Source organism: Streptomyces sp. DT2A-34 (genome assembly GCF_030499515.1).
Classification (GTDB): Bacteria; Actinomycetota; Actinomycetes; order Streptomycetales; family Streptomycetaceae; genus Streptomyces.
The window spans coordinates 1,982,761-2,008,410 of record NZ_JASTWJ010000001.1; the positions used below are offsets into that span (position 1 = coordinate 1,982,761).

Sequence of the window (25,650 nt, forward strand, 5' to 3'; positions counted from 1 at the left end):
CACCGTCGCGGGTGGTGAAACCGGCCCGTCCGGCCGCATGAAGGTGTCAGTCGCGCGCGGGCTCCACCGAGTCGACCTCGGCCGCCGTACGGTCGAACCGGCCGTCCAGCTTGGAGACCAGCCCGGTCACCTGGCGGGCGATGTCGGGGGCGGTGAGGCCGATCTCGGCCATCACCTCGGCGCGGGAGGCGTGGTCGAGGAAGCGCGGCGGGATACCGAAGTCACGCAGCGGGACGTCGACGCCCGCGTCCCGCAGGGCCTGCGCGATCGCCGAGCCGACGCCGCCGACGCGGGAGTTGTCCTCGACGGTGACGACCACGCGGTGCCGCTCGGCGAGCGGGGCCATGGCCTCGTCGACGGGCTTGACCCAGCGCGGGTCGACGACCGTGGTGGAGATGCCCTGCTTGTCGAGCAGGTCGGCGATCTCCAGGCACATCGGGGCGAGGGCGCCCACGGAGACCAGCAGCACGTCCGGGGTGTCGGTGCCGGGTTCGCGCAGCACGTCCATGCCGCCCACCCGCCCCACGGCGGGGACGGCGGGGCCGACGGCGCCCTTGGAGAAGCGGACGACGGTCGGCGCGTCCTTGACCTCGACGGCCTCGCGCAGCTGGGCCCGTACCTGGTCGGCGTCGCGCGGGGCGGCCAGCCGCAGGCCGGGCACGACCTGGAGGATCGACATGTCCCACATGCCGTTGTGGGAGGCGCCGTCGGTGCCGGTGACGCCGGCGCGGTCGAGCACGAAGGTGACACCGCACTTGTGCAGCGCCACGTCCATGAGGACCTGGTCGAAGGCGCGGTTGAGGAAGGTGGCGTAGACGGCGAAGACGGGGTGCAGCCCGCCGTGGGCCAGACCCGCGGCCGACACGGCGCCGTGCTGCTCCGCGATGCCGACGTCGTAGATCCGGTCCGGGAAGGCGTCCGCGAACTTCTTCAGGCCGACCGGCTGCAGCATCGCCGCGGTGATCGCCACGATGTCCTCGCGCTCCTTGCCGAGCCGCACCATCTCGTCGCCGAAGACGGAGGTCCAGTCGGCGCCCGACGCCTTGATCGGCAGGCCTGTGTCGGGGTGGATGGGGCCGATGCCGTGGAAGCGGTCGGCCTCGTCCTGGAGGGCGGGCTGGTAGCCGCGGCCCTTCTCGGTGAGGCAGTGCACGATGACCGGGCCACCGAACCGCTTGGCCCGCGCGAGCGCCGACTCCAGCGCCTCGACGTCGTGCCCGTCGATCGGCCCGACGTACTTCAGGCCGAGGTCCTCGAACATGCCCTGCGGCGCGATGAAGTCCTTGAGGCCCTTCTTGGCGCCGTGCAGGGTCTCGTAGAGCGGCTTGCCGACGACCGGCGTGCGGTCGAGGATCTCCTTGGTGCGGGTGAGGAAGCGCTCGTAGCCGTCGGTCGTGCGCAGCGTCGCCAGGTGGTTCGCGAGGCCGCCGATCGTCGGCGCGTACGACCGCTCGTTGTCGTTGACGACGATGACGAGCGGGCGGTCCTTGGCCTCGGCGATGTTGTTCAGCGCCTCCCAGGCCATACCGCCGGTCAGCGCGCCGTCACCGATGACGGCCACGACATGGTCGTCGCGTTCGCGCAGCTGGTTGGCTTTGGCGAGGCCGTCGGCCCAGCCGAGGACGGTCGAGGCGTGCGAGTTCTCGATGACGTCGTGCTCGGACTCCGCCTGCGAGGGGTAGCCGGACAGACCACCCTTCATCTTCAGCTTGCTGAAGTCCTGGCGGCCGGTGAGCAGCTTGTGGACGTAGGACTGGTGGCCGGTGTCCCAGAGCACCTTGTCCTTGGGCGAGTCGAAGACCCGGTGCAGGGCGATGGTCAGCTCCACCACACCGAGGTTGGGGCCGAGGTGGCCGCCGGTCTTGGACACCGCTTCGACGAGGAAGGTCCGGATCTCCTCTGCCAGCTGGTCCAGCTGCTCAGGGCTGAGCCGGTCCAGATCGCGCGGTCCCGTGATGCGGGTCAGCAGCGGCACCCGTGCCTCCTTGCAGTAGAGCTGTTCGAGCTGTTGCCGGGCTTGTGAAGTCTAATGTTCCGCCTTCGCGGCCGACGCCCGGGCGGTGCGTCATAGGTCACGCGAACGGCTGTACCCAAGTTGTGGCGTTCCTACGACATGACTGTGCCCGGCACCGCCATGGGTGCCGGGCACAGGGTCGGTGCGCGGTGCCGCTACGCGCGACCGGCGGTCTTCTGCGTCTTGCGGGTGATCGAGTCGATCACGACCGTCGTCAGCAGAACACCCGCGGTGATCATGTACTTCACCGGCTCGGCGATCGACTCCAGCTGGAGCCCGTACTGGATCGAGACGATCACCAGCACACCGAGCAGCGCGTTCCACGTACGACCGCGACCGCCGAACAGCGACGTACCACCGATGACGGCCGCCGCGATGGCGTTCATCAGCAGGTCACCCGTACCGGCGCTCTGGTTGGCGGAAGCGATCTTCGAGGCCAGGAACAGACCACCGATCGCGGCGAAGCCACCCGAGATCGCGAACACGGAGATCCGCACCGCGGTGACGTTGATACCGGCACGGCGCGACGCCTCGACGCTGCCGCCGAGCGCGAAGACCTTGCGCCCGTACGAGGTACGCCGCAGCACGAAATCCGTGCCGACCAGGAAGACCAGGAAGATCACCGTGGCCAGCGGCAGGCCCTTGTACTGGTTGTACATGATCGCCGCGGCGAAGGAGACCACGCCCAGCAGCACCGTGCGCAGGATGGTGTCGCTCAGCGGACGGGACGGGATCCCGGCGGCCTCACGGCGGCGGTTGCTCAGGAACGAGGTGATGAAGAACACCGCGGTCATGAACGCCGCCAGGCCGTACGCCGCCGCGACATCCGTGAAGAAGTACGTCGTCAGGTTGCCGATCAGACCGTCGCTGTCGAGGTTGATCGTGCCGTTCTCGCCCAGCGTCTGGAGCATGAAGCCGAGCCAGAAGAGCAGACCGGCCAGCGTGACGGCGAACGCCGGCGCGCCCAGCACCGCGAAGAAGAAGCCGTGCGCCGCCCCGATGACGACACCCGCCGCGACGGCGAAGAGCACGGCCGCCCACTCGGGCCAGCCCTGGTTGACCGCGAGGACGGCCGCGATGGCGCTGGAGGCGCCGCTGACCGAGCCGACGGACAGGTCGATCTCGCCGAGCAGCAGCACGAAGACGATGCCGACGGAGATCATGCCCGTGCCGACCATCGTGACGGTGATGTCGTTGATGTTCTGCGCGGACAGGAAGGCGGAGTTCAGGCTCTGGAAGATGATGCAGATGGCGACCAGGCCGAGGATGACCGGCAGGGAGCCCAGCTCACCGGCCTTCATCTTGCGCTTGAACTCGCCGAGGTAGCCGGCCAGGCCCTGCTCCTGCACCAGCAGGCGCGGGTCGACCGCGGTCACCGCGGCCGCGGCGGCCTCGGTGTTGACGACCTCGTGGTCCTGCGCCGTCGCGGAGGTCTTGTCGATGCTCACTTGGAAACCTCCCCGGTCGTGCGCGCCGCACGGCGGGTCACGGCGTTGTCGGTGGCGCCGGTGATGGCGGAGATGATCTCCTCCTGCGAGGTCGTCCTGACCTCGAAGACGCCGTTGTTGCGGCCGAGGCGCAGCACGGCGACCTTGTCCGCGACGGCCTTGACGTCGGCCATGTTGTGGCTGATGAGGATCACGGCGTGCCCGCGCTCGCGCAGCCGCTCCACGAGGTCGAGGACCTGGGCGGTCTGCTCGACGCCGAGGGCGGCGGTGGGCTCGTCGAGGATGACCAGCTTGGGCTCGCCGAGCATGGAGCGGGCGATGGCCACGGTCTGGCGCTGACCGCCGGAGAGCGAGGCGATCGGGATACGCACGCTGGGGATGCGGATCGACAGGGTCTGCAGCAGCTCGCGCGAGCGGCGCTCCATCTCGACCTCGTCGAGCACGCCCCATTTGCGGACCTCACGGCCCAGGTAGAGGTTGCCGACGACGTCGATGTTGTCGCACAGCGCGAGATCCTGGTAGACCGTCGCGATGCCCAGGCTCTGGGCGTCGTGCGGCCGGTTGATCGAAACGGCCTTGCCTTCCCACTCGATGACGCCCTCATCGATGGGGTGCACGCCGGCGATCGTCTTCACCAGCGTGGACTTTCCGGCGCCGTTGTCGCCCACCAGGGCGACCACTTCACCGGCGTGGACCTCAAGCTCTACGTCGGTGAGCGCCTGGACGGCACCGAATCGCTTGGAGACCCCGCGCAACGCCAGCACGGGCGTAGCGGACACGTGAACCATCTCCTTCGCCGCCTGACCCGGCGGAAGGTAGTGCAGAAAAGTTGGGGGGGTCCGTCCGGCGCCCCGCGCCGAGCTTTGCGGGGCTGTCTGATGCGCGGGGCGCCGGAGGAGTCTGGAGCAGTCATGTCCCGTGCGGGAATTCGAGGACGAATCCCCGCACCTGGAAAGGGACCTGACTCAGCCGATGTTGAGCTTCTCGCAGGCGGCCTTGTACTTGCCGGTGCAGATCTCGTCGGCCGTGTAGACGCCGTCCTTGATGACGGTGTCGTTGATGTTGTCCTTCGTCAGCGACGTGACGTCGACGAGCACGGACGGGACGTCCTTCGCGCTGTCGCTGCTGACCTTGTCCTTGGCGATGGAGTCGAGCGACTTGCCCTGGGCGAGCGCTACGGCCATCTCGGCGGCGGCCTCGGCCTCGGGGGCGTACGGCTTGTAGACGCTCATGTACTGCTCACCGGCGACGATGCGCTGCACGGCGGCGAGCTCGGCGTCCTGGCCGGTGACCGGGATGTCGGCGATGCCCGCGGCCTTGAGGGCGGTGATGATACCGCCGGCCATGCCGTCGTTGGCGGAGTAGACGCCCGCGATGTTGTTCTTGCCGACCGCCGAGATCGCCGCCTCCATCTCGGAGTTGGCGTTTTCCGGCTTCCACTCCTTGGTGTCGTACTCCTTGGCGATGGTGACCTTGCCGTCGAGTGCGGAGTGGGCGCCTTCCTTGAACTGCGCGGCGTTCGGGTCGGTGACCGAGCCGTTGATCATGACGATCTTGGAGTCCTTGGTGGCCTTGTCACCCAGCGCCGTCAGCAGGGCCTCGCCCTGGGTCTTGCCGACCGCGACGTTGTCGAACGAGGTGTAGGCGCTGATCGGGCCCTCGGCCAGACGGTCGTAGGCGACGACCTTGATGCCCTGGTCCACGGCCTTCTGCACGGAGTTCTTGATCGCCTTGGCGTCGACGGCGTCCAGGATCAGGACGTCCACCCTGTTGGTGATCATGGTGTCGACCTGCTGCGCCTGCAGGTTGGCGTCCTGCTTGGCGTTGTTGTAGTCGATCGTCGCCTTGCCGTTCGTCAGCTCCTTGATCTTCTGCTCGATCAGGGGCCGGTCGAACTTCTCGTAGCGCGCGGTCTGGTTCTCCGGGAGCAGGAGACCGACCTTGATGTCGTCACCCTTGGCCGCGGTGGCGGTGGCCTCGTCGTTGCCACCGGCTTCCTCGGCGCTGCCACAGGCAGCCAGCGAGATGGCCATCGCACCAAGGGCAACGGCTACGGCGGCACGACGCATACGCGTGTTCACTTCAGAAACCTCCCTGACGAGGCCGCGACGTTGCGGCCGAGGTGGCTGGAAGTCAACTCGGCCACACGTGCGACGTCAAGAAGTAAATCCTTAACGGGTTGGCAACGGTGCCATCCGTTCTCTAAGTGAAGGCAGGGGTGGCCGCATGCAGGGTGCTGTCCAAAAGGGTTGAATCGCCCATCTCGCTGAGCGCGAGCGCCAGCGCTCCGAGCACCTCCGCACGACCGCCAAGTGCCCCGGGGAGAACGGACAGTTGGCGCGCCGCGCTGGGGATGGCATAGCGGCCGACGGACTCCCGGATCGGCCCGAGCACCAGCTCACCGGCCTCGGCGAGATCGCCGCCCAGGACCACGCGGCTCGGGTTCAGGAGATTGCAGAGATTGGCGACTCCGCTGCCGATGTGGCGGCCGACGTCGGCGATCACCCGACGGCAGCCCGGGTCTCCGTCCCTGGCCAGCCGTACGACACCCTCCATGGTCAGATCGGTGCCATGGCTGGACTGGAGCAGCGGGAGCACATAGCGCGCGGCCGCGAAGGTCTCCAGGCAGCCCCGGTTTCCGCAGCGGCAGACAGGCCCGGACTCATCAAGAGTAATATGCCCGATTTCCCCCGCTGTGCCACCCGGGCCCCGGTAGATCTTGCCGCTGATGACCAGACCGGCGCCGACACCGCTGGCGACCTTGATGTACGCCAGGTCCCGCACACCCCGCCCGCTGCCCCAGACCAGCTCACCCAGGGCGCCCAGGTTGGCGTCGTTGTCCACGTGCACGGGCACGCCGAGCCGGCCGCGCAGCTCCTCGGCGGGCTTGGTGCCGGTCCAGCCGGGCAGGATGGCGGTCGAGCCGAGGGTGCCGGACTCGACGTCGATCGGGCCGGGTACGCCGAGACCGACGCCGGCGATCTTGGAGCGGTCGACGCCGGTCGACGCGATCAGCCGGTTGACCAGCTCCTCGGCCCGGTCGAAGCCCTGCGTCGAGGAGGCGTCCACGTCCAGCGGCTCGGACTCCTCGGCCAGCACCTGGTGGGCGAGGTTCCCGACCGCGACGCGCAAGTGCGTATGGCCGAAGTCGACCCCTATGACGATCCCGGCATCCCCGCTCAGCGAAACGCTGCGGGCCCGGCGGCCACCCGCCGAGGTGGGCGTGACCTCGACCGTTCCGCCGTCCTTGAGCTCTCGGACGATATTGGAGACCGTCGCCGCGGACAGACCCGTCGTCCTCGCGATCTCCGCCTGGGTGAGGGATCCGGCCAGCCGGACGGCCCGTACGACCCGCTCCAGGTTGGCTCGGTGCAGCGACGACTGCGACCCCGGAGTCTCCACGACGACCTCCTGCGCGCGGGACCGCTTCGATGGGGCCCCGCTACGTGTCCAACTAGTGAACTCTAAGCTGAGCCGTTCGGGTTGCCTCCCGTCAAGAGGTTGAACCGGATCCGGGAGTGTGTACGCGCACACGTGAGCCGCCCCGGGGCGAGGCGGCTCATGTGTGACGTGGGGTGACTCGGCGCTTACGGTGCGGCCAACAGAGAGCGTTTACTTCAGCGCGCCGGCCGTCAGACCCGCCTGCACCTGCCGTTGGAAGATGAAGTAGACGATCAGCACCGGCAGCATCGCGATCATCATGCCGGCCATCAGGGCGCCCCAGTCGTTCTCGTAGCCCTGCTGGAGGGCGATCATCGCCAGGCCCTGGGTGAGGACGTACTTGTCCTCGTTCTGGTTGAGGACCATCGGCAGCAGGTACTGGTTCCACTGCCCCAGGAAGTTGAAGATGCCGATGCTGATCAGACCCGGCTTGGCCATCGGCAGCATCACCTGGAAGAACGTCCGCGTGTGCGAGGCGCCGTCGATCAGCGCGGCCTCCGCGACCGACGTCGGCAGCGTGCGGAAGAACGCGGTCATGAAGAAGACCGTGAACGGCAGCGAATAGGCGATGTAGACCAGGATCAGTCCCTGGTACGTCGCGAGCAGCGAGCTTCCGGGGAAGTCCCGCAGCACGAAGAACAGCGGGATGACCAGCATGAACACCGGGAAGGACATGCCGGCCACGAACATGAAGTAGATGAACCGGTTGCCCGGGAAGGTGAACCGGGCCAGCACGTACGCGGCCATGGAGCCCAGCACCATCGTGCCGACCACCGAACCGCCCACCACGATCGCGGTGTTGAGGAAGTACTGGCCCATGTTCGCCTTGTTCCAGGCGTTGGCCCAGTTCTCGAAGTGCAGCGAGGTCGGCAGCCCCCACGGGTCGGAGAGGATGCCGTTGCTCGTCTTGAAGGAGCTCCACAGCACCCACAGCAGCGGTACGCCGACCATCAGCGCCCACACGACGAGCATGCCGTGCGAGAAGACGTGCAGGATGCCGCCCTCGGAGCTGCGGCCGTCGGTCGGGCCGAGCTTCGTGGTGACCCTCGGCCGGTCCGCCTCGTCCGTCTTGGTGACCGTGCCCGTGTTCGTGTCCGTCGTCATGTCGCCCGTACCCCTAGAACTCGATCCGCTCACGCCGCGCGAAGCGCATGGTGAGCACTGCGAACGTCATGGTGACGATGAGCATCGCGACGCCCATCGCGGACGCGTAGCCGAACTGGCTGTCGCGGAAGGCCGTCAGGTACAGGCGCAGCGGCATGACGTCCGTGGCGCCGTTGGGGCCGCCCATGTTGACCGACATGATCTGCACCAGGGCGAAGCCGTCCAGGGCGATGATGCCCATGTACACCCAGCCGGTCTGCACGGTGTCCCACAGCAGCGGCAGGGTGATCCGGAAGAAGGTGGGGAAGCGGCCCGCGCCGTCGAGCAGCGCCGCCTCGTAGATGTCCCGCGGAATGGACGCCATCGCCGCCGAGAACAGCACGACGTAGAAGCCCACATGGGACCAGATCATCACCGCCATGATGCACAGCAGGGCGAGGCTCTTCTCCCCCAGCCAGGCGTTCTGCCAGCTGTCCAGACCGACCGCGCCCAGCAGGGAGTTGAGCATGCCGTCCTGCGGGTCCGGGTTGTAGATGTTGAACCAGATGACGGCGATGATGGTGATGGAGATGACCTGCGGGAAGAAGAAGACGAATCGGTAGAACTTCGAGCCGACGACACCGGTGATGACTTCGTTCTTACGGCGCTTTCCGCCGACATTGAGCATGAAGGCGAAGAACAGGCCGAGTCCCAGCGTCACGATCGGCACCGCGATCAGCATGTAGACGTTGTGCCACAGCGCGTTCCAGAAGTCCTCGTTGTCCCACAGCTTTTCGAAGTTCTCGAATCCGACGAACTTCGCCGTGCCGACAAGCCCCGACCAGTCGGTCAGCGAGATCTGGAACGCCTGGACGAACGGCGAGATCACGAAGACCGCGTAGACGATGACGGGCAGGGCCAGGAAGCCCACGATGAATCGGTATTTGCCGTGTTGCATGGTGCTTCCCGGCCCTTCCCCTTGAGTGCCGTTGTACCTGACCGGACTCTGCGCCTGACCGGATGCCTACTTCTCGCGCTTGAACTTCTTCACGGAGTCGTCCTTCGCCACGGCGTCGGCGTATTGCTGCGTCTTCTTGATCCAGTCGGCCGCCTTCATCTCACCGGTGAGCAGCTGCCCGGTGAGACCGCCGATCTTCTCGTCCGTGAGCGAGGGGTACCACTCCTGGAGCTGGAGGCTGATGATGTTGTCGCCGGCCCCCTTGAACGCCTTGCTCGCCGAGGCGAGGCCCGGCGAGAGACTCATGCCCTCGGTGGCGTCGACGACACAGGTCAGCGACTTCACCAGCTTGGCGAAATTCTGCGCGTGCTTCTTGGACAGCATGATGCGCAGCAGTTCCATACCGCCGGCCGGGTTCTTGCCCTTGCTCGCCACGATGTACGGCTCGCTGGGCTCGGCGCGGAGCGTTCCGTGCGGCATCTTGTCGCCGCTGCCGCCGTCGAAGAGGGCGCCCACGGACATCTGGAAGTCCTTGGGCGTGGTCGGGGCCGCCTCGTTCTCCACCCAGGAGCCGTTCGGGATGAAGATGGCTTTGCCCTTGTTCCAGGCGGTCTGCGACTGAATGTGCGTCAGGCCCTGGCTGCCCTCCAGGAAGTACTTCTTGGCGGCCAGCTCCTCATAGTGCTCGACGACCGTCTTCACCGCGTCGTTGCTGGTCCAGGCGTTGGGCTCCAGGTTGTCGATGGCGATCCAGCCGTCCATGCCGCCGATCTTGGCGATCTGTGCGAACAGGTTGAAGTGGACGTAGTACGGATACTTTCCGGCGTACGTCCAGGGCGCGATGCCCTTCTTCTTGATCTCGCCGCACAGCTTGACCATCTCGTCGAGGGTCTTGGGGTATTCCCAGCCGTTGTCGTCGAGGGCCTTCTGCGAATACCAGGTGCCGTAGATGGTGAAGGCGTAATAGAGCACGTCGAAGGTGTCGCCGTGCTTGCCCTTCTCGATGGTGCTCGGGTGGATGACCTCCGAGATCTTCTTGCTCGAGTCGTCCATCGAGGGGGCGTCGAGCAGCGCCTGGAGGTCCTGGAGCTGGCCCTGGGTGGACAGCTTGTTCATGTCCAGGTGGTCGGCGCCGGAGTTGTCGATGACGTCCGGCGGGTTGCCGCCGGCGAAGCGCGGGGTCAGCTTCGGCCCGACCTGCTGGGTGCCGGTGTGCTTGACCGGGGCGCCGTACGTGGCCTTGTAGTCGGCCTCCGCGTCCTTGGCGTACTGGTCGCCCAGGCCGCCCTTGAAGATGAACGCCTCCAGGGCGACGCCCTTCTCGACGCCGAGCGGGTTGGTGGCGGACTTCGCGCCGCCGGGCGCCTTGCTCTCCTTCTCCTCGCCGCCGCCACCGCCGGTGGCGCACGCGGACAGGAAACTCATCGTCGGTACGGCAATCAGACCCAGCGCGGCGGACCGCTTGATCAGATCGCGGCGTCCGACGCCTGCGGAGCCGTTCTTCTCAGGGTTCTCGGCGGAAGTGGATCCCATGCTCAAGTCCTCGCCTTCTCCAGGACTCAGGCGGTGAACCGGAGCCTCCCCGGCACCGCGATCGGGTCAAGCTGGGGTCGTGCAGGAAGTGCGGAATCATGTGAAGTGTCGACAGGTATAGTCCACTTCCCGTCAGCGGAGCAAGATCGAATGCAAGGTTGGCCGATGGTCTTTTCCGAGTTGAGACCTCGCGGAAATATGAACGGCCTGTGGGCGGCTTGCCGGAAAAATCCGCGACATAGGCCCCGAATGCCGCAGGCAACACCCTTGACAATACTTGGCACTTGAGCCACAACTGATCCTTGCGCAGCGAAGTTGACAACGTTGTCCCGTGCGCAGGGAGGGTACCGGCTTATGCAGCAGAGAGCTCGGCACAGATGGGGTAAGGCGGTCGTGTCGGCGGCCGCCTTTTGTTTGGCCGTGGGCTCGCAGGGCGCGGCGGTCGCCCTGCCTCAGGCGCCCGCGACGGCCGACCGGGAGTTCGCGTCCTCGTTCGAAGCGGGCGATCCGGCACCCGACTGGCTCAATACCGTGGACACCGCGCCGGACGGCGGCAAGCGGGCCTCGGGCGTCGACGGCGGCTACAGCAGCGGCATTCCGGGCAATGTGACCGACCATGTCACGGACGTACGGGCGAGCGGCGAGAACACCGGCGGCGGGGAGGTGAAGGAGAACCTCGCCGACGGGGAGCCGAGCAGCAAATGGCTGGTCTTCGAACCCACCGGGTGGGTGGAGTTCGACCTGGACAAACCGGTGAAGGTCGCTGAATACGCGCTCACCTCGGCCAATGACCATGCCGAGCGCGACCCGCGGGACTGGACCCTGAAGGGCTCCGCGGACGGCAAGGACTGGAAGACCCTCGACACCCGCTCCGGAGAGACGTTCGCCGAACGGTTCCAGACAAAGGCGTACGACATAGCGGAACCGGCCGAGTACCGGCATCTCCGGCTGGAGGTCTCCGAGAACAACGGCGCCCCCGACATTCTGCAAGTCGCCGACGTCCAGTTCTCGACCGGCGGCAGCGACGGCCCCGTCCCGCAGGACATGCTCTCCCTCGTCGACCGCGGCCCGAGCGGCTCGCCGACCGCGAAGGCGGGCGCGGGCTTCACCGGCAAGCGGGCCCTCAGGTACGCCGGACGTCATACGGCGGACGGGCGGGCGTACTCGTACAACAAGGTCTACGACGTGAACGTGGCCGTCGGCCGCGACACCCGGCTGTCGTACCGCGTCTTCCCGTCGATGGCGGACGGCGACCTCGACTACGACGCCACGAACGTCGCGGTCGACCTGGCCTTCACCGACGGCACCTCTCTGAGTGGCCTCGGCGCCACCGACCAGCACGGCTTCCCGCTGTCGCCGCGCGGGCAGGGCGCGGCGAAGGTGCTGTACGTCAACCAGTGGAACAACGTGGTCTCGCGGATCGGGTCGGTCGCGGCGGGCAAGACCGTCGACCGGATCCTCGTGGCGTACGACTCCCCCAAGGGCCCGGCGAAGTTCCGGGGCTGGCTGGACGACATCACGCTGAAGGCCGTGGCGCCCGAGAAGCCGAAGGCCCACCCCTCCGACTACGCGCTCACCACCCGCGGCACCCTCTCCAGCGGCGGCTTCTCGCGCGGCAACAACTTCCCGGCGACCGCCGTGCCGCACGGCTTCAACTTCTGGACGCCGGTGACGAACGCGGGCTCGCTGAGCTGGCTGTACGACTACGCACGCGCGAACAACGCCGACAACCTGCCGACGATCCAGGCGTTCAGCGCCAGTCACGAGCCCAGCCCCTGGATGGGTGACCGGCAGACCTTCCAGGTGATGCCGTCGGCCGCCTCCGGCACCCCGGACACCGGGCGTGAGGCACGCGAGCTCGCCTTCCGGCACGAGAACGAGACCGCGCGGCCGTACTACTACGGGGTGCGGTTCGAGAACGGGCTGAAGGCGGAGATGGCGCCGACCGATCACGCGGCGGTGCTGCGCTTCACCTACCCGGGCGACGACGCGAGCGTCCTCTTCGACAACGTGACCGATCAGGCCGGGCTCACGCTCGACAAGGAGAACGGGATCGTCGCCGGCTACTCGGACGTGAAGTCCGGGCTGTCGACGGGTGCGACACGGTTGTTCGTGTACGGCGAGTTCGACAAGCCCGTGACCGAGGGCTCCGCCGGCGGAGTGAAGGGCTACCTCCGCTTCGACGCCGGATCCGACCGGACCGTCACCCTCCGCCTCGCGACCTCGCTCATCGGCCTCGACCAGGCGAAGGACAACCTCCGCCAGGAGATCCCCGACGGCACCTCCTTCGACACGGTGAAGGCGCGCGCCCAGCGCCAGTGGGACCGGCTGCTCGGCAAGGTCGAGGTGGAGGGCGCGACGCAGGACCAGCTGACCACGCTGTACTCCAGCCTGTACCGGCTGTACCTGTATCCCAACTCCGGCTTCGAGAAGGTGGGTTCGAAGTACCAGTACGCGTCACCGATCTCACCCATGCCGGGTCCCGACACGCCGACGCACACCGGCGCGAAGATCGTGGACGGCAAGGTCTACGTGAACAACGGCTTCTGGGACACCTATCGGACGACGTGGCCCGCGTACTCGCTCCTGACGCCCCGTCAGGCGGGCGAGATGGTCGACGGGTTCGTGCAGCAGTACAAGGACGGCGGCTGGACCTCCCGCTGGTCCTCCCCCGGCTACGCCGACCTCATGACCGGCACCTCCTCGGACGTCGCCTTCGCCGACGCGTACGTCAAGGGCGTCGACTTCGACGCGAAGTCGGCGTACGACGCGGCCGTGAAGAACGCGACGGTGGTGCCCCCGTCGTCGGGCGTGGGCCGCAAGGGCATGGCGACCTCGCCCTTCCTCGGTTACACGAGCACCGAGACGCACGAGGGCCTGTCGTGGGCGCTGGAGGGCTACCTCAACGACTACGGCATCGCACGGATGGGCCAGGCGCTGCACCGGGAGACGGGCGAGAAGCGGTACAAGGAGGAGGCGGAGTACTTGCTCAACCGCGCCCGGGACTACGTGAACCTGTTCGACGGGAAGGCCGGCTTCTTCCAGGGCCGGGACGAGAAGGGCGACTGGCGCGTCGAGTCGTCCCAGTACGACCCGCGGGTGTGGGGGTACGACTACACGGAGACGAACGGCTGGGGGTACGCCTTCACGGCGCCCCAGGACAGCCGGGGCCTGGCCAACCTCTACGGCGGCCGCAGCGGCCTGGCTGACAAGCTCGACGAGTACTTCGCCACCCCGGAGACGGCCTCCCCCGAATTCGTCGGCTCCTACGGGGGCGTCATCCATGAGATGACGGAGGCGCGGGACGTGCGGATGGGCATGTACGGGCACTCCAACCAGGTCGCCCACCACGCCGTCTACATGTACGACGCGGCCGGGCAGCCCTGGAAGGCGCAGAAGAACGTCCGCGAGGTGCTGTCGCGGCTGTACGTCGGCAGCGAGATCGGGCAGGGCTACCACGGTGACGAGGACAACGGCGAGCAGTCGGCCTGGTTCCTCTTCTCCGCGCTGGGCTTCTATCCGCTGGTGATGGGCAGTGGCGAGTACGCCATCGGGTCGCCCTTGTTCACCAAGGCGACGGTCCGTCTGGAGAACGGCCGGGAGCTGGTCGTCAAGGCGCCGAGGAACAGCGCGCGCAATGTGTACGTACAGGGCCTGAAGGTCAACGGCGTTCCCTGGAGGTCGACTTCGCTCCCCCACTCGCTGATCGCGAAGGGCGGGGTCCTGGAGTTCGACATGGGGCCGCGGCCCTCCTCGTGGGGCACCGGCGGGAACGCGGCGCCGGTGTCGATCACCAAGGACGACGAGGTGCCGGTGCCGCGGGCGGATGTACTGGAGGGTGAAGGGGCCCTGTTCGACAACACCTCGGCGACTCAGGCGAGTGTCACTTCGGTGGATCTGCCGGTGTCCGAGGCCGCCAGGACGGTGCAGTACACCCTCACATCGCCCTCGGACCGGACGAAGGCGCCGACCGGCTGGACGCTCCAGGGATCCGACGACGGGACCACGTGGCGGACCCTCGACAAGCGCTCCGGGGAGTCCTTCGCCTGGGACCGGCAGACACGGGCGTTCTCCGTGGGGTCTCCGGGTACGTACGGGAAGTACCGCCTGGTGTTCGACGGTGAGGCGGTCGTGTCGGAAGTCGAACTGCTCGCCTGAGCAGGTGCATTGGGGGTCTCATGCAGGGTGTCGATCCGGCCTGGCTGCCGGACGAGGCGTTCCGGCCGATCGGCACCCGGCGGACGCTGATCCGTGGTTCGGGTCCGCTGGTGGACACGGTGCACGGTGAGGTGGCGCAGGCCTGCGAGCGGTTCGGGGGCAGCGTCTCGCGTGAACCCGGCTTGTATGACCTGGTGTTCGAACTGACCGGTGACGACGGCTACGAGGGGTTCACGTACGAGTGCGGTGACGGCTGTACGACCGTCACCGCGTCCGGCGCGCGCGGGCTGCTGTACGGCTTCTTCCACGTCGTCCGGCTCGGGGAGGCCGCCTTCGTTCGTGAGGTACAACGGGAGGAGCACCGGCCCGAGTGGGCCCTGCGCATGCTCGACCACTGGGACAACGTGGCCGTGCACCCGGTCATGGGCCAGGTGGAGCGCGGATACGCCGGCGGGTCGCTGTTCTGGGATGACGGTCGGGCGCGCGGGGAGTTGGAACGGGTGCGGGCGTACGGCAGGCTGCTTGCGGCCTGCGGGATCAATGCCCTGGCCGTGAACAACGTCAACGTGCACGCGACCGAGGCGCGTCTGCTGACCGACCGGCTCGGTGAAGTGGCCGACATCGCGGGTGCGTTGCGGCCGTACGGCATCCGGACGCATCTTTCGGTCAACTTCGCCGCGCCCGTCCTGCTGGGCGGGCTGCCGACGGCCGATCCGCTCGACGAGTCGGTGCGGGCGTGGTGGGCCGAGACGACCGCGCGGGTGTATGAGGCGATCCCCGACTTCGGCGGGTTCGTGGTCAAGGCGGACTCGGAAGGCCGGCCCGGCCCCTTCGCGTACGAGCGCAGTCATGCGGACGGCGCGAACATGCTCGCCGCCGCGCTCGCGCCGCACGGCGGTACGGTCCACTGGCGGGCGTTCGTCTACAACCACCGGCAGGACTGGCGGGACCGGACGACGGACCGGGCGCGGGCCGCGTACGACCATTTCGTGCCGCTGGACGGCGAGTTCGCCGACAACGCCGTCCTCCAGGTGAAGCACGGGCCGATGGACTTCCAGGTGCGCGAGCCGGTCTCGCCGCTGATCGGCGCGATGCCGCGCACCCGGCTGGCGGTGGAGTTGCAGGCCACGCAGGAGTACACCGGGCAGCAGCGGCATGTGTGCTGGCTGGGGCCGATGTGGAGCGAGGTGCTGCGGTTCCAGGTCGACGGGGTGTCCTGTGTCGGGGAGTTGGCGCGAGGCGGCCTCGTCGCCGTGTCCAACGTCGGCGACGACCCGTTCTGGACGGGCCATCCGCTGGCGCAGGCGAACCTGTATGCCTTCGGGCGGCTGGCCTGGCAGCCGGACGCGGATCCGGGCGGGATCCTCGACGAGTGGATCCGGCTCACCTTCGGGGCGGAACCCGCGGCGGGGTTGCACGCGATCATGGACGGTTCGTGGCGGACGTACGAGAAGTACACCGCGCCGCTCGGGGTGGGCTTCATGGTGCAGCCGGGGCACCACTACGGGCCGAGCGTGGACGGGTACGAGTACAGCCCTTGGGGGACGTATCACTTCGCCGATCGGGACGGAGTGGGGGTGGACCGCAGCTGCGCCACCGGTACGGGGTACGCGGGGCAGTACGCCAAGCCGTGGGCCGAGGTGTACGAGTCACCGGAGACCTGTCCGGACGAGCTGCTGCTGTTCTTCCACCACGTGTCGTACGGGCACATACTGCACAGCGGCAAGACGGTGATCCAGCACATATATGACACGCACTTCGAGGGCGTCGAGGAGGTGGAGGCGGCCGGCGCGGTGTGGGCCTCGCTGGCCGGCTCCGTGGACCCGGCTCGCCACGCGCGGGGGACGGAGCGGCTGGAGGAACAGCTCCGCAGTGCTCGCGAGTGGCGGGATCAGGTCAACAGCTACTTCTTCCGGAAGTCGGGTGTGCCCGACGCACATGGACGGCGCATCCACTGAAGAGCCGGTCCGCTGAACGGCCCCTATCGCGGGCGTATCGAAAATCGCATACGCCACCGCAACGGCCCTCCGTTTCCCATGGGGGGCATGAATCACGACGCATCCCTGTCAGTACCGCCCCGCCGCGCGCGCAGGGTCGTGTTCCTCGGCCTGGCGATCCTCGGCGTGGCGAGCGCCGTGTTCGTCGTGCGGGGGCCGCTCATGATGTCCGCTCCGAGGTGCATGGCCGGGCGGTGGCACGGCTGCTTCGACACGTTCAACGGCGTGGTGCTCATGACGTTGGTCGCGCTGCCGTTGGCCGCGCTGGTGGTGTGGGCTCTGGCGGGGCGTCGGCGTGCCGCCGGCGTCATGTCGGCGTGGCGGATGTCGCTGGCCGAGGTGGGCATGGCGCACGGGACGGTGCCGTTCCTGTGGATGACCCTGATGCCGGGCGCCGGGGCCGGCATCGTGCCCGCCCGGGTGAGCCTGGTACCGCTGCGGGACCTGGTCACGATGGGGCCGCTCGGGATCGTCGGCAACCTGCTGGTCTTCGCGGCGCTGGGGTTCTTCGCCCCGATGCGGTGCGCGGCGCTGGCGTCCGTGCCGCGGATCCTGGCGCTCGGGGCGGGCTGTTCGCTCCTGGTCGAAACAGCACAGTACGTCCTGCGGCTGGACCGGGTGTCCTCCGTGGACGACGTACTGGTCAACGCCACCGGCGCCGTGCTGGCAGCGCTGGCCTCGCGCCGCTGGTGGCGCACGGAGGCGCAAGCGCCGTCGGACCAGCCTCGTCCCGCGCCGGCGCCGACATCGGCAGGCTGAGTCGCGTGTCCGGGGTGCACGTCCTTGCACACGTCTTTGCACATGTCTCGCACACCTCTCGGCACATGTCCTGCATACGTCGGCGATATGTGGTGCTGCTTAGGCTTCCGACATGCGCGTACTGATCGTGGAGGACGAGCCCTACCTGGCCGAAGCCGTCCGTGACGGTCTGCGGCTGGAGGCGATCGCCGCCGACATCGCCGGGGACGGCGACCGCGCCCTGGAACTGCTCAGCGTCAACTCCTACGACCTCGCGGTCCTCGACCGCGACATCCCGGGCCCCTCCGGTGACGAGGTCGCCCGGCGCATCGTCGCCTCCGGCAGCGGCATCCCGATCCTGATGCTCACCGCCGCCGACCGGATCGACGACAAGGCGTCCGGGTTCGAGCTCGGTGCCGACGACTACCTCACCAAGCCGTTCGAGCTGCGGGAGCTCGTCCTGCGGCTGAGGGCGCTCGACCGCAGGCGCGCGTATGCCCGGCCCCCGGTCCGCGAGATCGCGGGCCTGCGCCTCGACCCGTTCCGCCGGGAGGTCTTCCGCGACGGGCGCTACGTCGCGCTCACCCGCAAGCAGTTCGCCGTGCTCGAAGTCCTCGTCGCCGCCGAAGGCGGGGTCGTCAGCACCGAAGAGCTGCTGGAGCGGGCCTGGGACGAGAACGCCGACCCCTTCACCAACGCCGTGCGCATCACGGTCTCCGCATTGCGCAAACGGCTCGGCGAACCATGGATCATCGCCACGGTGCCGGGTGTCGGCTACCGCATCGACACCGGCCCCGGCACCACCCGCCCCGGCAGTACACATGCGTAGACGCCCAGGGCTCAGCGCCCGACTGAAACTGACCCTCAGCTACGCCGGGTTCCTCGCCGTCGCCGGCGCTCTCCTGCTGGCCGTGGTGTGGGGGTTCCTGCTGCGCTACGTACCCGACAACTCCCAGGGCCTCCTCGGGATCTCGCCCAACCGCTACCTCCTTGGGCGCACCTTCTTCCCCGCCGCGGCCGTGGCGATGGCCTTCCTGCTCGTGTTCGGCCTCGTCGGGGGATGGCTCCTCGCCGGCCGGATGCTCGCCCCGCTCACACGGATCACGGCCGCGGCACGGATGGCCGGGAACGGCTCGCTGTCCCACCGGATCCGCATGGAAGCCCGCGAGGACGAGTTCCGTGAACTCGCCGACACGTTCGACACCATGCTCGAACAACTCGAGTCGCACGTCGCCGAGCAGCAGAGGTTCGCCGCGAACGCCTCCCACGAACTGCGCACCCCGCTGGCCATCTCGCAGACGCTGCTCGACGTCGCCCGCAAGGACCCCACGCGGGACCCGGGGGAACTCATCGCACGCCTGCAGGCTGTCAATACGCGCGCGATCGACCTCACCGAGGCCCTCCTGCTGCTCAGCCGCAGCGACCGCGGGAACTTCAGCCGCGAGAGCGTCGACCTCTCCCTCGTCGCCGAAGAGGCCGCCGAAACCCTGCTCCCCCTCGCCGAACAGCGCGGCATCACGCTCGACGTCACCGGCGCGGCGACACGGACCAGCGGCTCCGCGGAGCTCCTGCCGCGGATGGTGACGAACCTCGTCCAGAACGCCATCGTCCACAACCTCCCCGCCGGCGGCACCGTGACGGTCCACACCGAAGCGCAGGGCTGCGCGAGCGTGCTGCGGGTCGAGAACACGGGCCATCCGCTCCCACCCGAACTGGTGCCGACCCTCACCGAACCCTTCCGGCGCGGAACGGAACGCGTACGCACCGACGAGCACGCCGGCGTCGGCCTCGGCCTGGCCATCGTGCACAGCATCGTCCGCGCCCATGACGGGACCCTCGACCTCGTCCCCCGCCCCGCCGGCGGTCTCCTCGTCACGGTCCGGCTTCCCGGCACGCCGTAGGCATCGTCCCCGTGCGCTACGAGAGGCTCAGGATCGCCACGCCCAGCGGATCGAGGGTCAGGAGCTCACCCTCCTCGACCCCCTTGCCGGTCAGCAGGTCGGTGGCGGTGGTGTGGGCCGTCAGGTGGGCCGGTTCGGGGGCGTGGTTGAGGAGGAAGAGGAGGCGGGTGCCGTCGGGGGCGACTCGGATCGCCGTCTCGACGGTCGGCTGGTCGGCGTACGGGCCGAGCAGGTCGTGGCGGGCGAGGAGCATGCGGACGACCTTGGCGACGCCGGGCTGGTCCAGGGCGGTGGCGACGTACCAGCCCTCGCCGCCGCTCTCGCCGAAGCGGTTGCGGGTCACCGCCGGGGTGCCCGCGTAGAAGTCGGCGCCGTAGGTGCCGACCGGCTCGGCGCCGCGCGGCAGCACGATCTCGAAGACCAGCCGGGCTTCGCAGGTCAGCTGCCCCAGCTGGACCGGCTGGACGACCTCCGGAGACCGCGCGTCCCATTCGTCGACGCGGACGCCCATGAGGGGCGCGAGCGGGCCGGGTACGTCGGTGAGGAAGGCCCGGTCGTGTTCGTCGACGCGCCCCGAGAGGAAGGTCGTCAGGACGGTGCCGCCCCGGGTGGCGACGGCCTCCAGGCGGGTGGCCAGGTCGCCCTTGACCATGTGCAGGGCGGGAGCGAGGACCACGTCGTACGCCGTGAGGTCGGCCGTGACCGGGACGACGTCCACGTCCGCGCCGGCCTCGCGGGCGGCCCGGTAGTAGGCGTGGACCACCTCCTGGTACTTGACCAGCCGGGAGGGGCCGTCGGAGATCTCCAGCGCCCACCAGCTGTCCCAGTCGAAGAGCAGGGCGGTGCGGGCCGGGGTGCGGGCGCCGAGGGTCACATCGCCGAGGGCCGTCAACTCCCGCCCCAGGCCGGCCACTTCACGGAACACACGCGTGTCGTCACGGCCCGCGTGGCCGATGACCGCGCCGTGGTACTTCTCGCAGGCGCCGCGGGAGGCGCGCATCTGGAAGTAGAGGGCGGCGTCGGCGCCGTGGGCGACGGCCTGGAAGGTGGCGAGGCGGAGTTCGCCGGGGCGCCGCAGCGGGTTGACGTCGCGGCAGGCCGTCGTGGACGGGGTCTGCTCCATCAGCCAGAACGGGGCGCCCTCCTTGAGGCCTCGCATCAGGTCGTGGGCGAGGGCGGGCCAGGTGGGCGGGGCGTCGAGGGGCGGGTAGCTGTCCCAGGAGGCGAAGTCGAGGTGGGGCGCCCAGCGGTGGTAGTCGAGGGGGCGAAACATGCCCATGAAGTTGGTGGTGACGGGCGTGTGCGGGTCGTGGGCGCGGATCACCTCCTTCTCGGCGAGGAAGCAGCCGAGGAGGGCGTCGGTGATGAAGCGGGAGTAGTCGAGGGTGATGCCCTGGAACGCGGTGTGGTCGGGGCCGCGCCAGTGCTCGGTGAGGGCGTTCGGGGGCTCGATCTCGGCCCAGTCGGTGTAGCGGTGGGACCAGAAGGTCGTCCACCAGGCGTCGTTGAGGGCGTCGAGGGTGCCGTACTTGTCCTTCAGCCACTCCCGGAACGCCTCGGCGCACAGGTGGCAGTAACAGGTGCCGCCGTACTCGTTGTTGATGTGCCACGCGAGCAGCGCCGGGTGGTCCGCGTAGCGTTCGGCGAGGCGGGCCGCCATCGCTGTGGCGTGGCTGCGGTACGCCGGGGAGCTGGGGCAGAAGTTGTGGCGCTGGCCGTAGCGGTGGCGGCGGCCCTCGAAGTCGGTGCGGTTGACCTCGGGGTGCCGCTTCGCGAGCCAGGGCGGGAGGGCCGCGGTGCCGGTGGCCAGGCAGATCTGGCGGTGCTCGGCGGCGGCGCGGTCGAGGATGCGGTCGAGGACCGTGAAGTCGTAGGTGTCCGGGGCCGGTTGGGTGAGGGACCAGGAGAAGACGCCGACGGTGAGGGTGTCGATGCGGGCCTCGGTGAACAGGCGGTGGTCGTCGTCCCACACCGGCTCCGGCCACTGCTCGGGGTTGTAGTCGCCGCCGTACGGGATCCTCGGGGTGCGCGGCCCGGTCATGCGGTGAAGTCCTCCTGGGTCTCGGCGATCACCGGGCGGCTGCTGTGCAGCAGGGAGAGCAGCAGCGGGGCGGCCACCAGGGCGGGCAGGGCCTCGGTCAGCAGGGCGGTCGACGCGGCCACCAGTACGAGCAGGGAGGCGGCGGCGAGGGTGGCGCGGGCGTGCCGGAAGAGGAAGTACGCGGCGAGGCGGGCGGTGTCACGGCCGCGGAAGGCGAACAGTGAGGTGAGGACCAGCGCGTGCGCGCCCCACAGCAGGGAGCCGGCGCCGATCGCACCGAGCAGCACCGCCCACCAGCCGGGCAGGCCGGTGGTGGAGAAGTGGGTGAGGGTGAAGGCGATGACGGTCAGCCAGGCGAGCAGGGGCGCCCAGAGCTTCAGCGCCGGAAGGGCGTTGAGGCGCCAGCCGCGCGCATAGGTGCGGGCCGGGTGCAGGTCGGTGAGGTCGCGGCTGCGGTGGTGCAGGGCGTACAGCGCGGCGGACAGGGCCGGGCCGAGCGGGAGGAGGCATACGGCGGCCAGCGGCAGGTTGCCGGGGTCGGGGCCGAGGAGGAGCAGTCCGGCGAGTCCGGGCGCGGCGGTGAAGAGCAGCAGCGCCTGCACGGTGACGACGGTGTGGATCAGGCCGGCGGCACGGGAGAGGACTCCGGTGCCGAAGTCGGCTGCGCTTACGCCGCTGCTCACCCGTTCTCCTTCTTGTACCGCTCGTACGCCTTGTTGTGCAGGTCGACGAACTGCTGCATGTTCTTCGCCTTCAACTCGGCGACGTAGGCGTTCCATTCGGACAGCGGGCGCTTGCCGAGGGCGAACTTGAGGGTGTTCTGCGTGACGTGGTCCCTGAGGGGTGTCTCCCACAGGGAGGCCTGTTCCTGCTCGAAGGACTGCAGCGGGTGGGCGGGGCCGATGGGCGTCTGTTCGCGCTGGGACATGGCGTCCTGGAACTTCTTCTCGTCGGGACTGAACATGGAGGAGACGAGCTCCCAGCTGCCGCCGTAGGCGAAGACGCCGTTGTAGAAGCCGTAGTCCTTCTGCATGTCCTTCGGGGCGTCCGGGTCGGAGCCCATGAGGCTGATGCCGTCCTTGATCTTGTACTGGCCGCCGGAGCGGGTGTGGGTGACGCCCTCGACGCCCCAGCGGGCGAACCGCTGGCCCTCGTCCGAGTACCACAGCCAGTCCACGAACTGCATCATCGCGACGAAGCTGTCGCTCTCGAGCGCCTTGCTGGAGATCATGACGCCGTTCTCCAGGCGGACGCCGCCCAGCACCACCGGGCCGGCGGGCCCGAGCGGCACCGGAATCATCTCGATCTCCGCGCCCTTGACCTGCTTCTGCAGGTTGTACCGGTATTCCTGCACCAGCACCTGCGGGTTGGCACTGATCGCGAACGACTTCTCGCCCAGCAGCTTCTGCGTGGCCTCGTCGTCGGTCTGGGTGAAGCTCTCCGGGTCCACCAGCTTCTCGGCGACCAGCTGCCGCACGTACTCGATCATCTGCCGGAAGGCGTCCGTCGCTCCGGTGAAGACGTACTTCTGCGCGTCGGCGTCCCAGCTGATGTTGTCGTACGTCCAGCCGGCCCGGACACCGTACGCCTGGCCGAGATAGCTGAAGAGGGCGGCGGCCGGGTAGGGCGTGTTCTTGCTCCAGCGGTCGGAGAACGGGTAGCGGTCCGGGTACTCCTGCTTGATCGCCTTGAAGACCTCGTACACGTCGTCCCAGGTGCCGGGCAGGCTCAGACCGAGCCGGTCGAGGACGTCCGTGCGCAGCGCCAGTGAGTAGCCGGATCTGGGCTTCTCGTGCAGGCCGGGCAGCAGGTACAACTTGCCGTCGGACTGCCGGTAGGAGTCGATCTCCGGCTCCAGCTTCCAGCGCTTGACCTTGTCCTGGAAGTTCGGCATCAGGTGCACGTAGTCGCTGACGGGGAGGATCGCGCCCGACGACACGAACGCGACCTCGGAGGGGTGGTACGTCTTGGGGATCAGGAACGGGGCGTCGCCCGAGCCGATGAGGACGCTGCGCTTCTTCTCGTAGTCGACCAGGGGGACGGCGACGGGCTCGAAGGTGACGCCGGTGCGCTTGCCGAGCTCCTTCCAGAAGAGCCAGCCGTCCTTCATCGGGTAGACCGGGTTGTTGTTGTGCAGGACGGAGAACGACAGCGGCTTGGTCGCCTTGAACTGCTGGCCGACGCGGTACTCCTTCATCGCGCCGTTCCGCTTCTTCGAGAGGTCCTTGGAGTCCCCTCCGTCGTCGCCGCTGCCGCAGCCGGTGAGGGTGGCGAGGCCGATGAAACCTGCGGCGGCGAGTATCTGACGCCGCGACAGCTGTCCTGCGTTGTTCACGGATGACACGGGCACTCCTTTGTCAGCCCTTGACCGCGCCGAGCATCACGCCCGAGACGAAGTAGCGCTGGACGAACGGATAGACACAGAGGATGGGCAGCGAGGTCAGCACGATCGTGACCGCCTGGATGTTCGCCCCCACCTGGCTGAGCTGTGCGTCGGCGGCACCGGCGTTGCCGCCCGTGGTGGCGCCGGAGATGAGGTTGCGCAGATAGACGGTGACCGGCATCAGCTCGGACTTGTCCAGGTAGAGGAAGGCGCTGAACCAGGAGTTCCAGAAGGACACCGAGTAGAACAGCACCATCGTCGCGACGACCGCCTTCGACAGGGGCAGCACGATCCGCAGCAGGATGCCGTACGTACTCAGGCCGTCGATCTGCGCGGCCTCCTCCAGTTCGGTCGGCAGGCTCTCGAAGAAGGCCTTCATCACCAGGAGGTTGAACACGCTGATCGCGTTGGGAAGCGCGATGGCCCAGACGCTGTTCTTCAGGCCGAGGCTGGTGACCAGGACGTAGTTGGGGATCAGGCCGCCGGTGAAGAACATGGTGAACACGGCGATGCCGACGAGTACGCCGCGTCCCTTGAGGTGCTTCTTCGACAGGACGTAGGCGTAACAGGTGGTCAGGATCATGGCGACGGTGGTGGCGACCACCGTGTACAGCACGGTGTTGCCGTAGTTCCGCCAGAACATCGAGTCCTGGAACACGATCTTGTACGTGGTGAGGTTGAACCCCTCGGGCCACAGCGTCACTTCACCGGCCCGGATCTGCCGCTCGGAACTGAACGAGCGGGCGATGATGTTGGCGAACGGGTACAGGGTGACGAGCACGACCAGGGTGAGGATGATGCCGTTGACGCCCTGGAAGACGCGGTAGGAACGGCTCGGCTTCACCACAGGCTCGTCCCCACTGTGCGGCGTGAGAGCTGGTTGGCGGACGTGATCAGCACCAGGCCGATGATCGCCTCGAAGAGCCCGATGGCGGCGGCGTAGCTGAAGCTGTTGGACTCGACGCCCGCGCGGTACAGATACGTCGAGATCACGTCGGCGGTCGGATAGGTCAGCGGGTTGTACAGCAGCAGGACCTTCTCGAAGCCGACCGCCATGAACGTGCCGATGTTGAGGATCAGCAGCGTGATCATGGTGGGGCGGATGCCGGGCAGGGTGACGTGCCAGATCTGCTGCCAGCGGTTTGCGCCGTCGATGCGGGCGGCCTCGTACAGGTCCTCGTCGATGGTGGTGAGCGCGGCGAGGTACAGGATCGTGCCCCAGCCGGCGGTCTGCCAGATCTCCGAGCCGACGTAGACCGTGCGGAACCACTCGGGTTCCTGGATGAACCGGATCGGGTCGTGCCCGAGCCACCCCAGGACGTGGTTGACCGGCCCGTCCGTGGCGAGCATCTGCATGGTGATGCCGGCGACGATCACGATCGACAGGAAGTGCGGCAGATACGACACCGACTGCACGAACCGTTTCAGCGCACGCCGGCGCACCTCGTTGAGCAGCAGCGCGAGCACGATCGGGATCGGGAAGCAGAAGACGAGCGTGAGTCCGCCGAGCCACAGGGTGTTGCGGAACACCTGCCAGAAGGTCGGGTCGTTGAGGAACATCTGGACATAGCGCAGCCCCACCCACTCCTCGCCGAAGATCGAACCGCCCGGCTCGAAGCGCCGGAAGGCGATCACGTTTCCGATCATCGGCAGATAGCGGAAGACCAGGAAGAACAGCAGCGGCAGCACGGCCAGCGAGTACAGCTGCCAGTCCCGGCGCAGCGCCCGCCGCCAGCCGGTACGCGCCGCCCGCCGCCCCCGGGGTGGGGTCTTCGTCAGCGGCGGCGCTTTTGTGCCGGGCGGTGGAGCCGACGTGGTGGAGGTGCTGCTCATGCGGTGGCCTCCCGGTGGCACCGAAAGTTTCGGAGTCGTACCGGCAACTTTGCGGCGAGGTTAGGGGCGGGTGTAATGGCTGTCAATGGGGCTGACAGGGAAGGCCGGTCGGGGAGGCTGTT

18 protein-coding genes are annotated in these 25,650 nt (G+C 68.3%); 5 read left to right on the forward strand and 13 right to left on the reverse strand.

What is annotated here, in order from left to right:
* Window positions 1–46: 46 nt before the first annotated feature.
* The 8 genes from dxs to ngcE form a co-directional block, all read right to left on the reverse strand.
* Entirely contained in the window at window positions 47–1,975 is a 1,929-nt protein-coding gene (gene dxs, locus QQM39_RS08625; protein WP_301996105.1) for a 1-deoxy-D-xylulose-5-phosphate synthase, read from the reverse strand.
* Between the two features lie 194 nt (window positions 1,976–2,169).
* Complete coding sequence (locus QQM39_RS08630; protein WP_301996106.1) at window positions 2,170–3,462, reverse strand: sugar ABC transporter permease; 1,293 nt, start codon at window positions 3,460–3,462, stop codon at window positions 2,170–2,172.
* A complete protein-coding gene (locus QQM39_RS08635; protein ID WP_301996107.1) occupies window positions 3,459–4,250 on the reverse strand; it encodes an ATP-binding cassette domain-containing protein in 792 nt (263 codons plus the stop codon). Before QQM39_RS08635 ends, QQM39_RS08630 begins: the two co-directional genes overlap by 4 nt.
* 177 nt (window positions 4,251–4,427) lie before the next feature.
* Entirely contained in the window at window positions 4,428–5,531 is a 1,104-nt protein-coding gene (locus QQM39_RS08640) for a sugar ABC transporter substrate-binding protein (RefSeq protein ID WP_302003520.1), read from the reverse strand.
* Window positions 5,532–5,664: 133 nt separating this feature from the next.
* On the reverse strand, window positions 5,665–6,864 hold the full coding sequence (locus QQM39_RS08645) for an ROK family transcriptional regulator (RefSeq protein ID WP_301996108.1): 1,200 nt from the start codon (window positions 6,862–6,864) through the stop codon (window positions 5,665–5,667).
* Between the two features lie 210 nt (window positions 6,865–7,074).
* Window positions 7,075–8,007, reverse strand: a complete 933-nt coding sequence (locus QQM39_RS08650; RefSeq protein ID WP_301996110.1) for a carbohydrate ABC transporter permease — start codon at window positions 8,005–8,007, stop codon at window positions 7,075–7,077.
* A 13-nt stretch (window positions 8,008–8,020) separates the two neighbouring features.
* Complete coding sequence (locus tag QQM39_RS08655) at window positions 8,021–8,944, reverse strand: carbohydrate ABC transporter permease (protein WP_301996112.1); 924 nt, start codon at window positions 8,942–8,944, stop codon at window positions 8,021–8,023.
* Window positions 8,945–9,010: 66 nt separating this feature from the next.
* The gene (gene ngcE / locus QQM39_RS08660; protein ID WP_301996113.1) at window positions 9,011–10,477 is read right to left on the reverse strand and encodes an N-acetylglucosamine/diacetylchitobiose ABC transporter substrate-binding protein; all 1,467 of its coding nucleotides are present in this window, start codon (window positions 10,475–10,477) and stop codon (window positions 9,011–9,013) included.
* Window positions 10,478–10,831: 354 nt separating this feature from the next.
* Between ngcE and QQM39_RS08665 the strand changes: the two genes are divergently transcribed.
* From QQM39_RS08665 to QQM39_RS08685, 5 genes are all read left to right on the forward strand, one after another.
* Window positions 10,832–14,635, forward strand: coding sequence for a GH92 family glycosyl hydrolase (locus QQM39_RS08665; RefSeq protein ID WP_301996114.1), 3,804 nt, complete (start codon window positions 10,832–10,834; stop codon window positions 14,633–14,635).
* Between the two features lie 20 nt (window positions 14,636–14,655).
* A complete protein-coding gene (locus QQM39_RS08670; protein WP_301996115.1) occupies window positions 14,656–16,593 on the forward strand; it encodes an alpha-glucuronidase in 1,938 nt (645 codons plus the stop codon).
* 87 nt (window positions 16,594–16,680) lie between these two features.
* Window positions 16,681–17,391, forward strand: a complete 711-nt coding sequence (locus QQM39_RS08675; RefSeq protein WP_301996116.1) for a VanZ family protein — start codon at window positions 16,681–16,683, stop codon at window positions 17,389–17,391.
* Window positions 17,392–17,503: 112 nt separating this feature from the next.
* Window positions 17,504–18,199 (forward strand): response regulator transcription factor, encoded by a 696-nt coding sequence (locus QQM39_RS08680; RefSeq protein ID WP_301996117.1) that lies wholly within the window; start codon window positions 17,504–17,506, stop codon window positions 18,197–18,199.
* Window positions 18,192–19,271, forward strand: coding sequence for a HAMP domain-containing sensor histidine kinase (locus QQM39_RS08685; protein ID WP_301996118.1), 1,080 nt, complete (start codon window positions 18,192–18,194; stop codon window positions 19,269–19,271). The genes QQM39_RS08680 and QQM39_RS08685 overlap by 8 nt, the downstream gene beginning before the upstream one ends.
* 16 nt (window positions 19,272–19,287) lie before the next feature.
* Here the strand turns inward: QQM39_RS08685 and QQM39_RS08690 are convergent, their stop codons facing one another.
* From QQM39_RS08690 to QQM39_RS08710, 5 genes are read right to left on the reverse strand one after another with little or no spacing between them, the layout of a single operon-like run.
* Entirely contained in the window at window positions 19,288–21,312 is a 2,025-nt protein-coding gene (locus QQM39_RS08690; protein WP_301996119.1) for a beta-galactosidase, read from the reverse strand.
* Window positions 21,309–21,995 (reverse strand): hypothetical protein, encoded by a 687-nt coding sequence (locus tag QQM39_RS08695; protein ID WP_301996120.1) that lies wholly within the window; start codon window positions 21,993–21,995, stop codon window positions 21,309–21,311. Before QQM39_RS08695 ends, QQM39_RS08690 begins: the two co-directional genes overlap by 4 nt.
* Window positions 21,992–23,647: an extracellular solute-binding protein gene (locus tag QQM39_RS08700; RefSeq protein ID WP_301996121.1), complete on the reverse strand. Its 1,656-nt coding sequence runs from the start codon at window positions 23,645–23,647 to the stop codon at window positions 21,992–21,994. Before QQM39_RS08700 ends, QQM39_RS08695 begins: the two co-directional genes overlap by 4 nt.
* Before the next feature lie 22 nt (window positions 23,648–23,669).
* The gene (locus QQM39_RS08705; RefSeq protein ID WP_301996122.1) at window positions 23,670–24,542 is read right to left on the reverse strand and encodes a carbohydrate ABC transporter permease; all 873 of its coding nucleotides are present in this window, start codon (window positions 24,540–24,542) and stop codon (window positions 23,670–23,672) included.
* The gene (locus tag QQM39_RS08710; protein WP_301996123.1) at window positions 24,536–25,528 is read right to left on the reverse strand and encodes a sugar ABC transporter permease; all 993 of its coding nucleotides are present in this window, start codon (window positions 25,526–25,528) and stop codon (window positions 24,536–24,538) included. The genes QQM39_RS08705 and QQM39_RS08710 overlap by 7 nt, the downstream gene beginning before the upstream one ends.
* Window positions 25,529–25,650: the final 122 nt, after the last annotated feature.

Bases quoted from the DNA above. Each gene is read 5' to 3' on its own strand.
- QQM39_RS08665 (WP_301996114.1), top strand. From the start codon at position 10,832: ATGCAGCAGAGAGCTCGGCACAGATGGGGTAAGGCGGTCGTGTCGGCG.
- QQM39_RS08655 (WP_301996112.1), bottom strand. From the start codon at position 8,944: ATGCAACACGGCAAATACCGATTCATCGTGGGCTTCCTGGCCCTGCCC.
- QQM39_RS08670 (WP_301996115.1), top strand. From the start codon at position 14,656: ATGCAGGGTGTCGATCCGGCCTGGCTGCCGGACGAGGCGTTCCGGCCG.
- QQM39_RS08640 (WP_302003520.1), bottom strand. From the start codon at position 5,531: ATGCGTCGTGCCGCCGTAGCCGTTGCCCTTGGTGCGATGGCCATCTCG.
- QQM39_RS08635 (WP_301996107.1), bottom strand. From the start codon at position 4,250: ATGGTTCACGTGTCCGCTACGCCCGTGCTGGCGTTGCGCGGGGTCTCC.
- QQM39_RS08675 (WP_301996116.1), top strand. From the start codon at position 16,681: ATGAATCACGACGCATCCCTGTCAGTACCGCCCCGCCGCGCGCGCAGG.
- QQM39_RS08685 (WP_301996118.1), top strand. From the start codon at position 18,192: ATGCGTAGACGCCCAGGGCTCAGCGCCCGACTGAAACTGACCCTCAGC.
- QQM39_RS08680 (WP_301996117.1), top strand. From the start codon at position 17,504: ATGCGCGTACTGATCGTGGAGGACGAGCCCTACCTGGCCGAAGCCGTC.
- QQM39_RS08690 (WP_301996119.1), bottom strand. From the start codon at position 21,312: ATGACCGGGCCGCGCACCCCGAGGATCCCGTACGGCGGCGACTACAAC.
- QQM39_RS08650 (WP_301996110.1), bottom strand. From the start codon at position 8,007: ATGACGACGGACACGAACACGGGCACGGTCACCAAGACGGACGAGGCG.
- ngcE (WP_301996113.1), bottom strand. From the start codon at position 10,477: ATGGGATCCACTTCCGCCGAGAACCCTGAGAAGAACGGCTCCGCAGGC.
- QQM39_RS08710 (WP_301996123.1), bottom strand. From the start codon at position 25,528: ATGAGCAGCACCTCCACCACGTCGGCTCCACCGCCCGGCACAAAAGCG.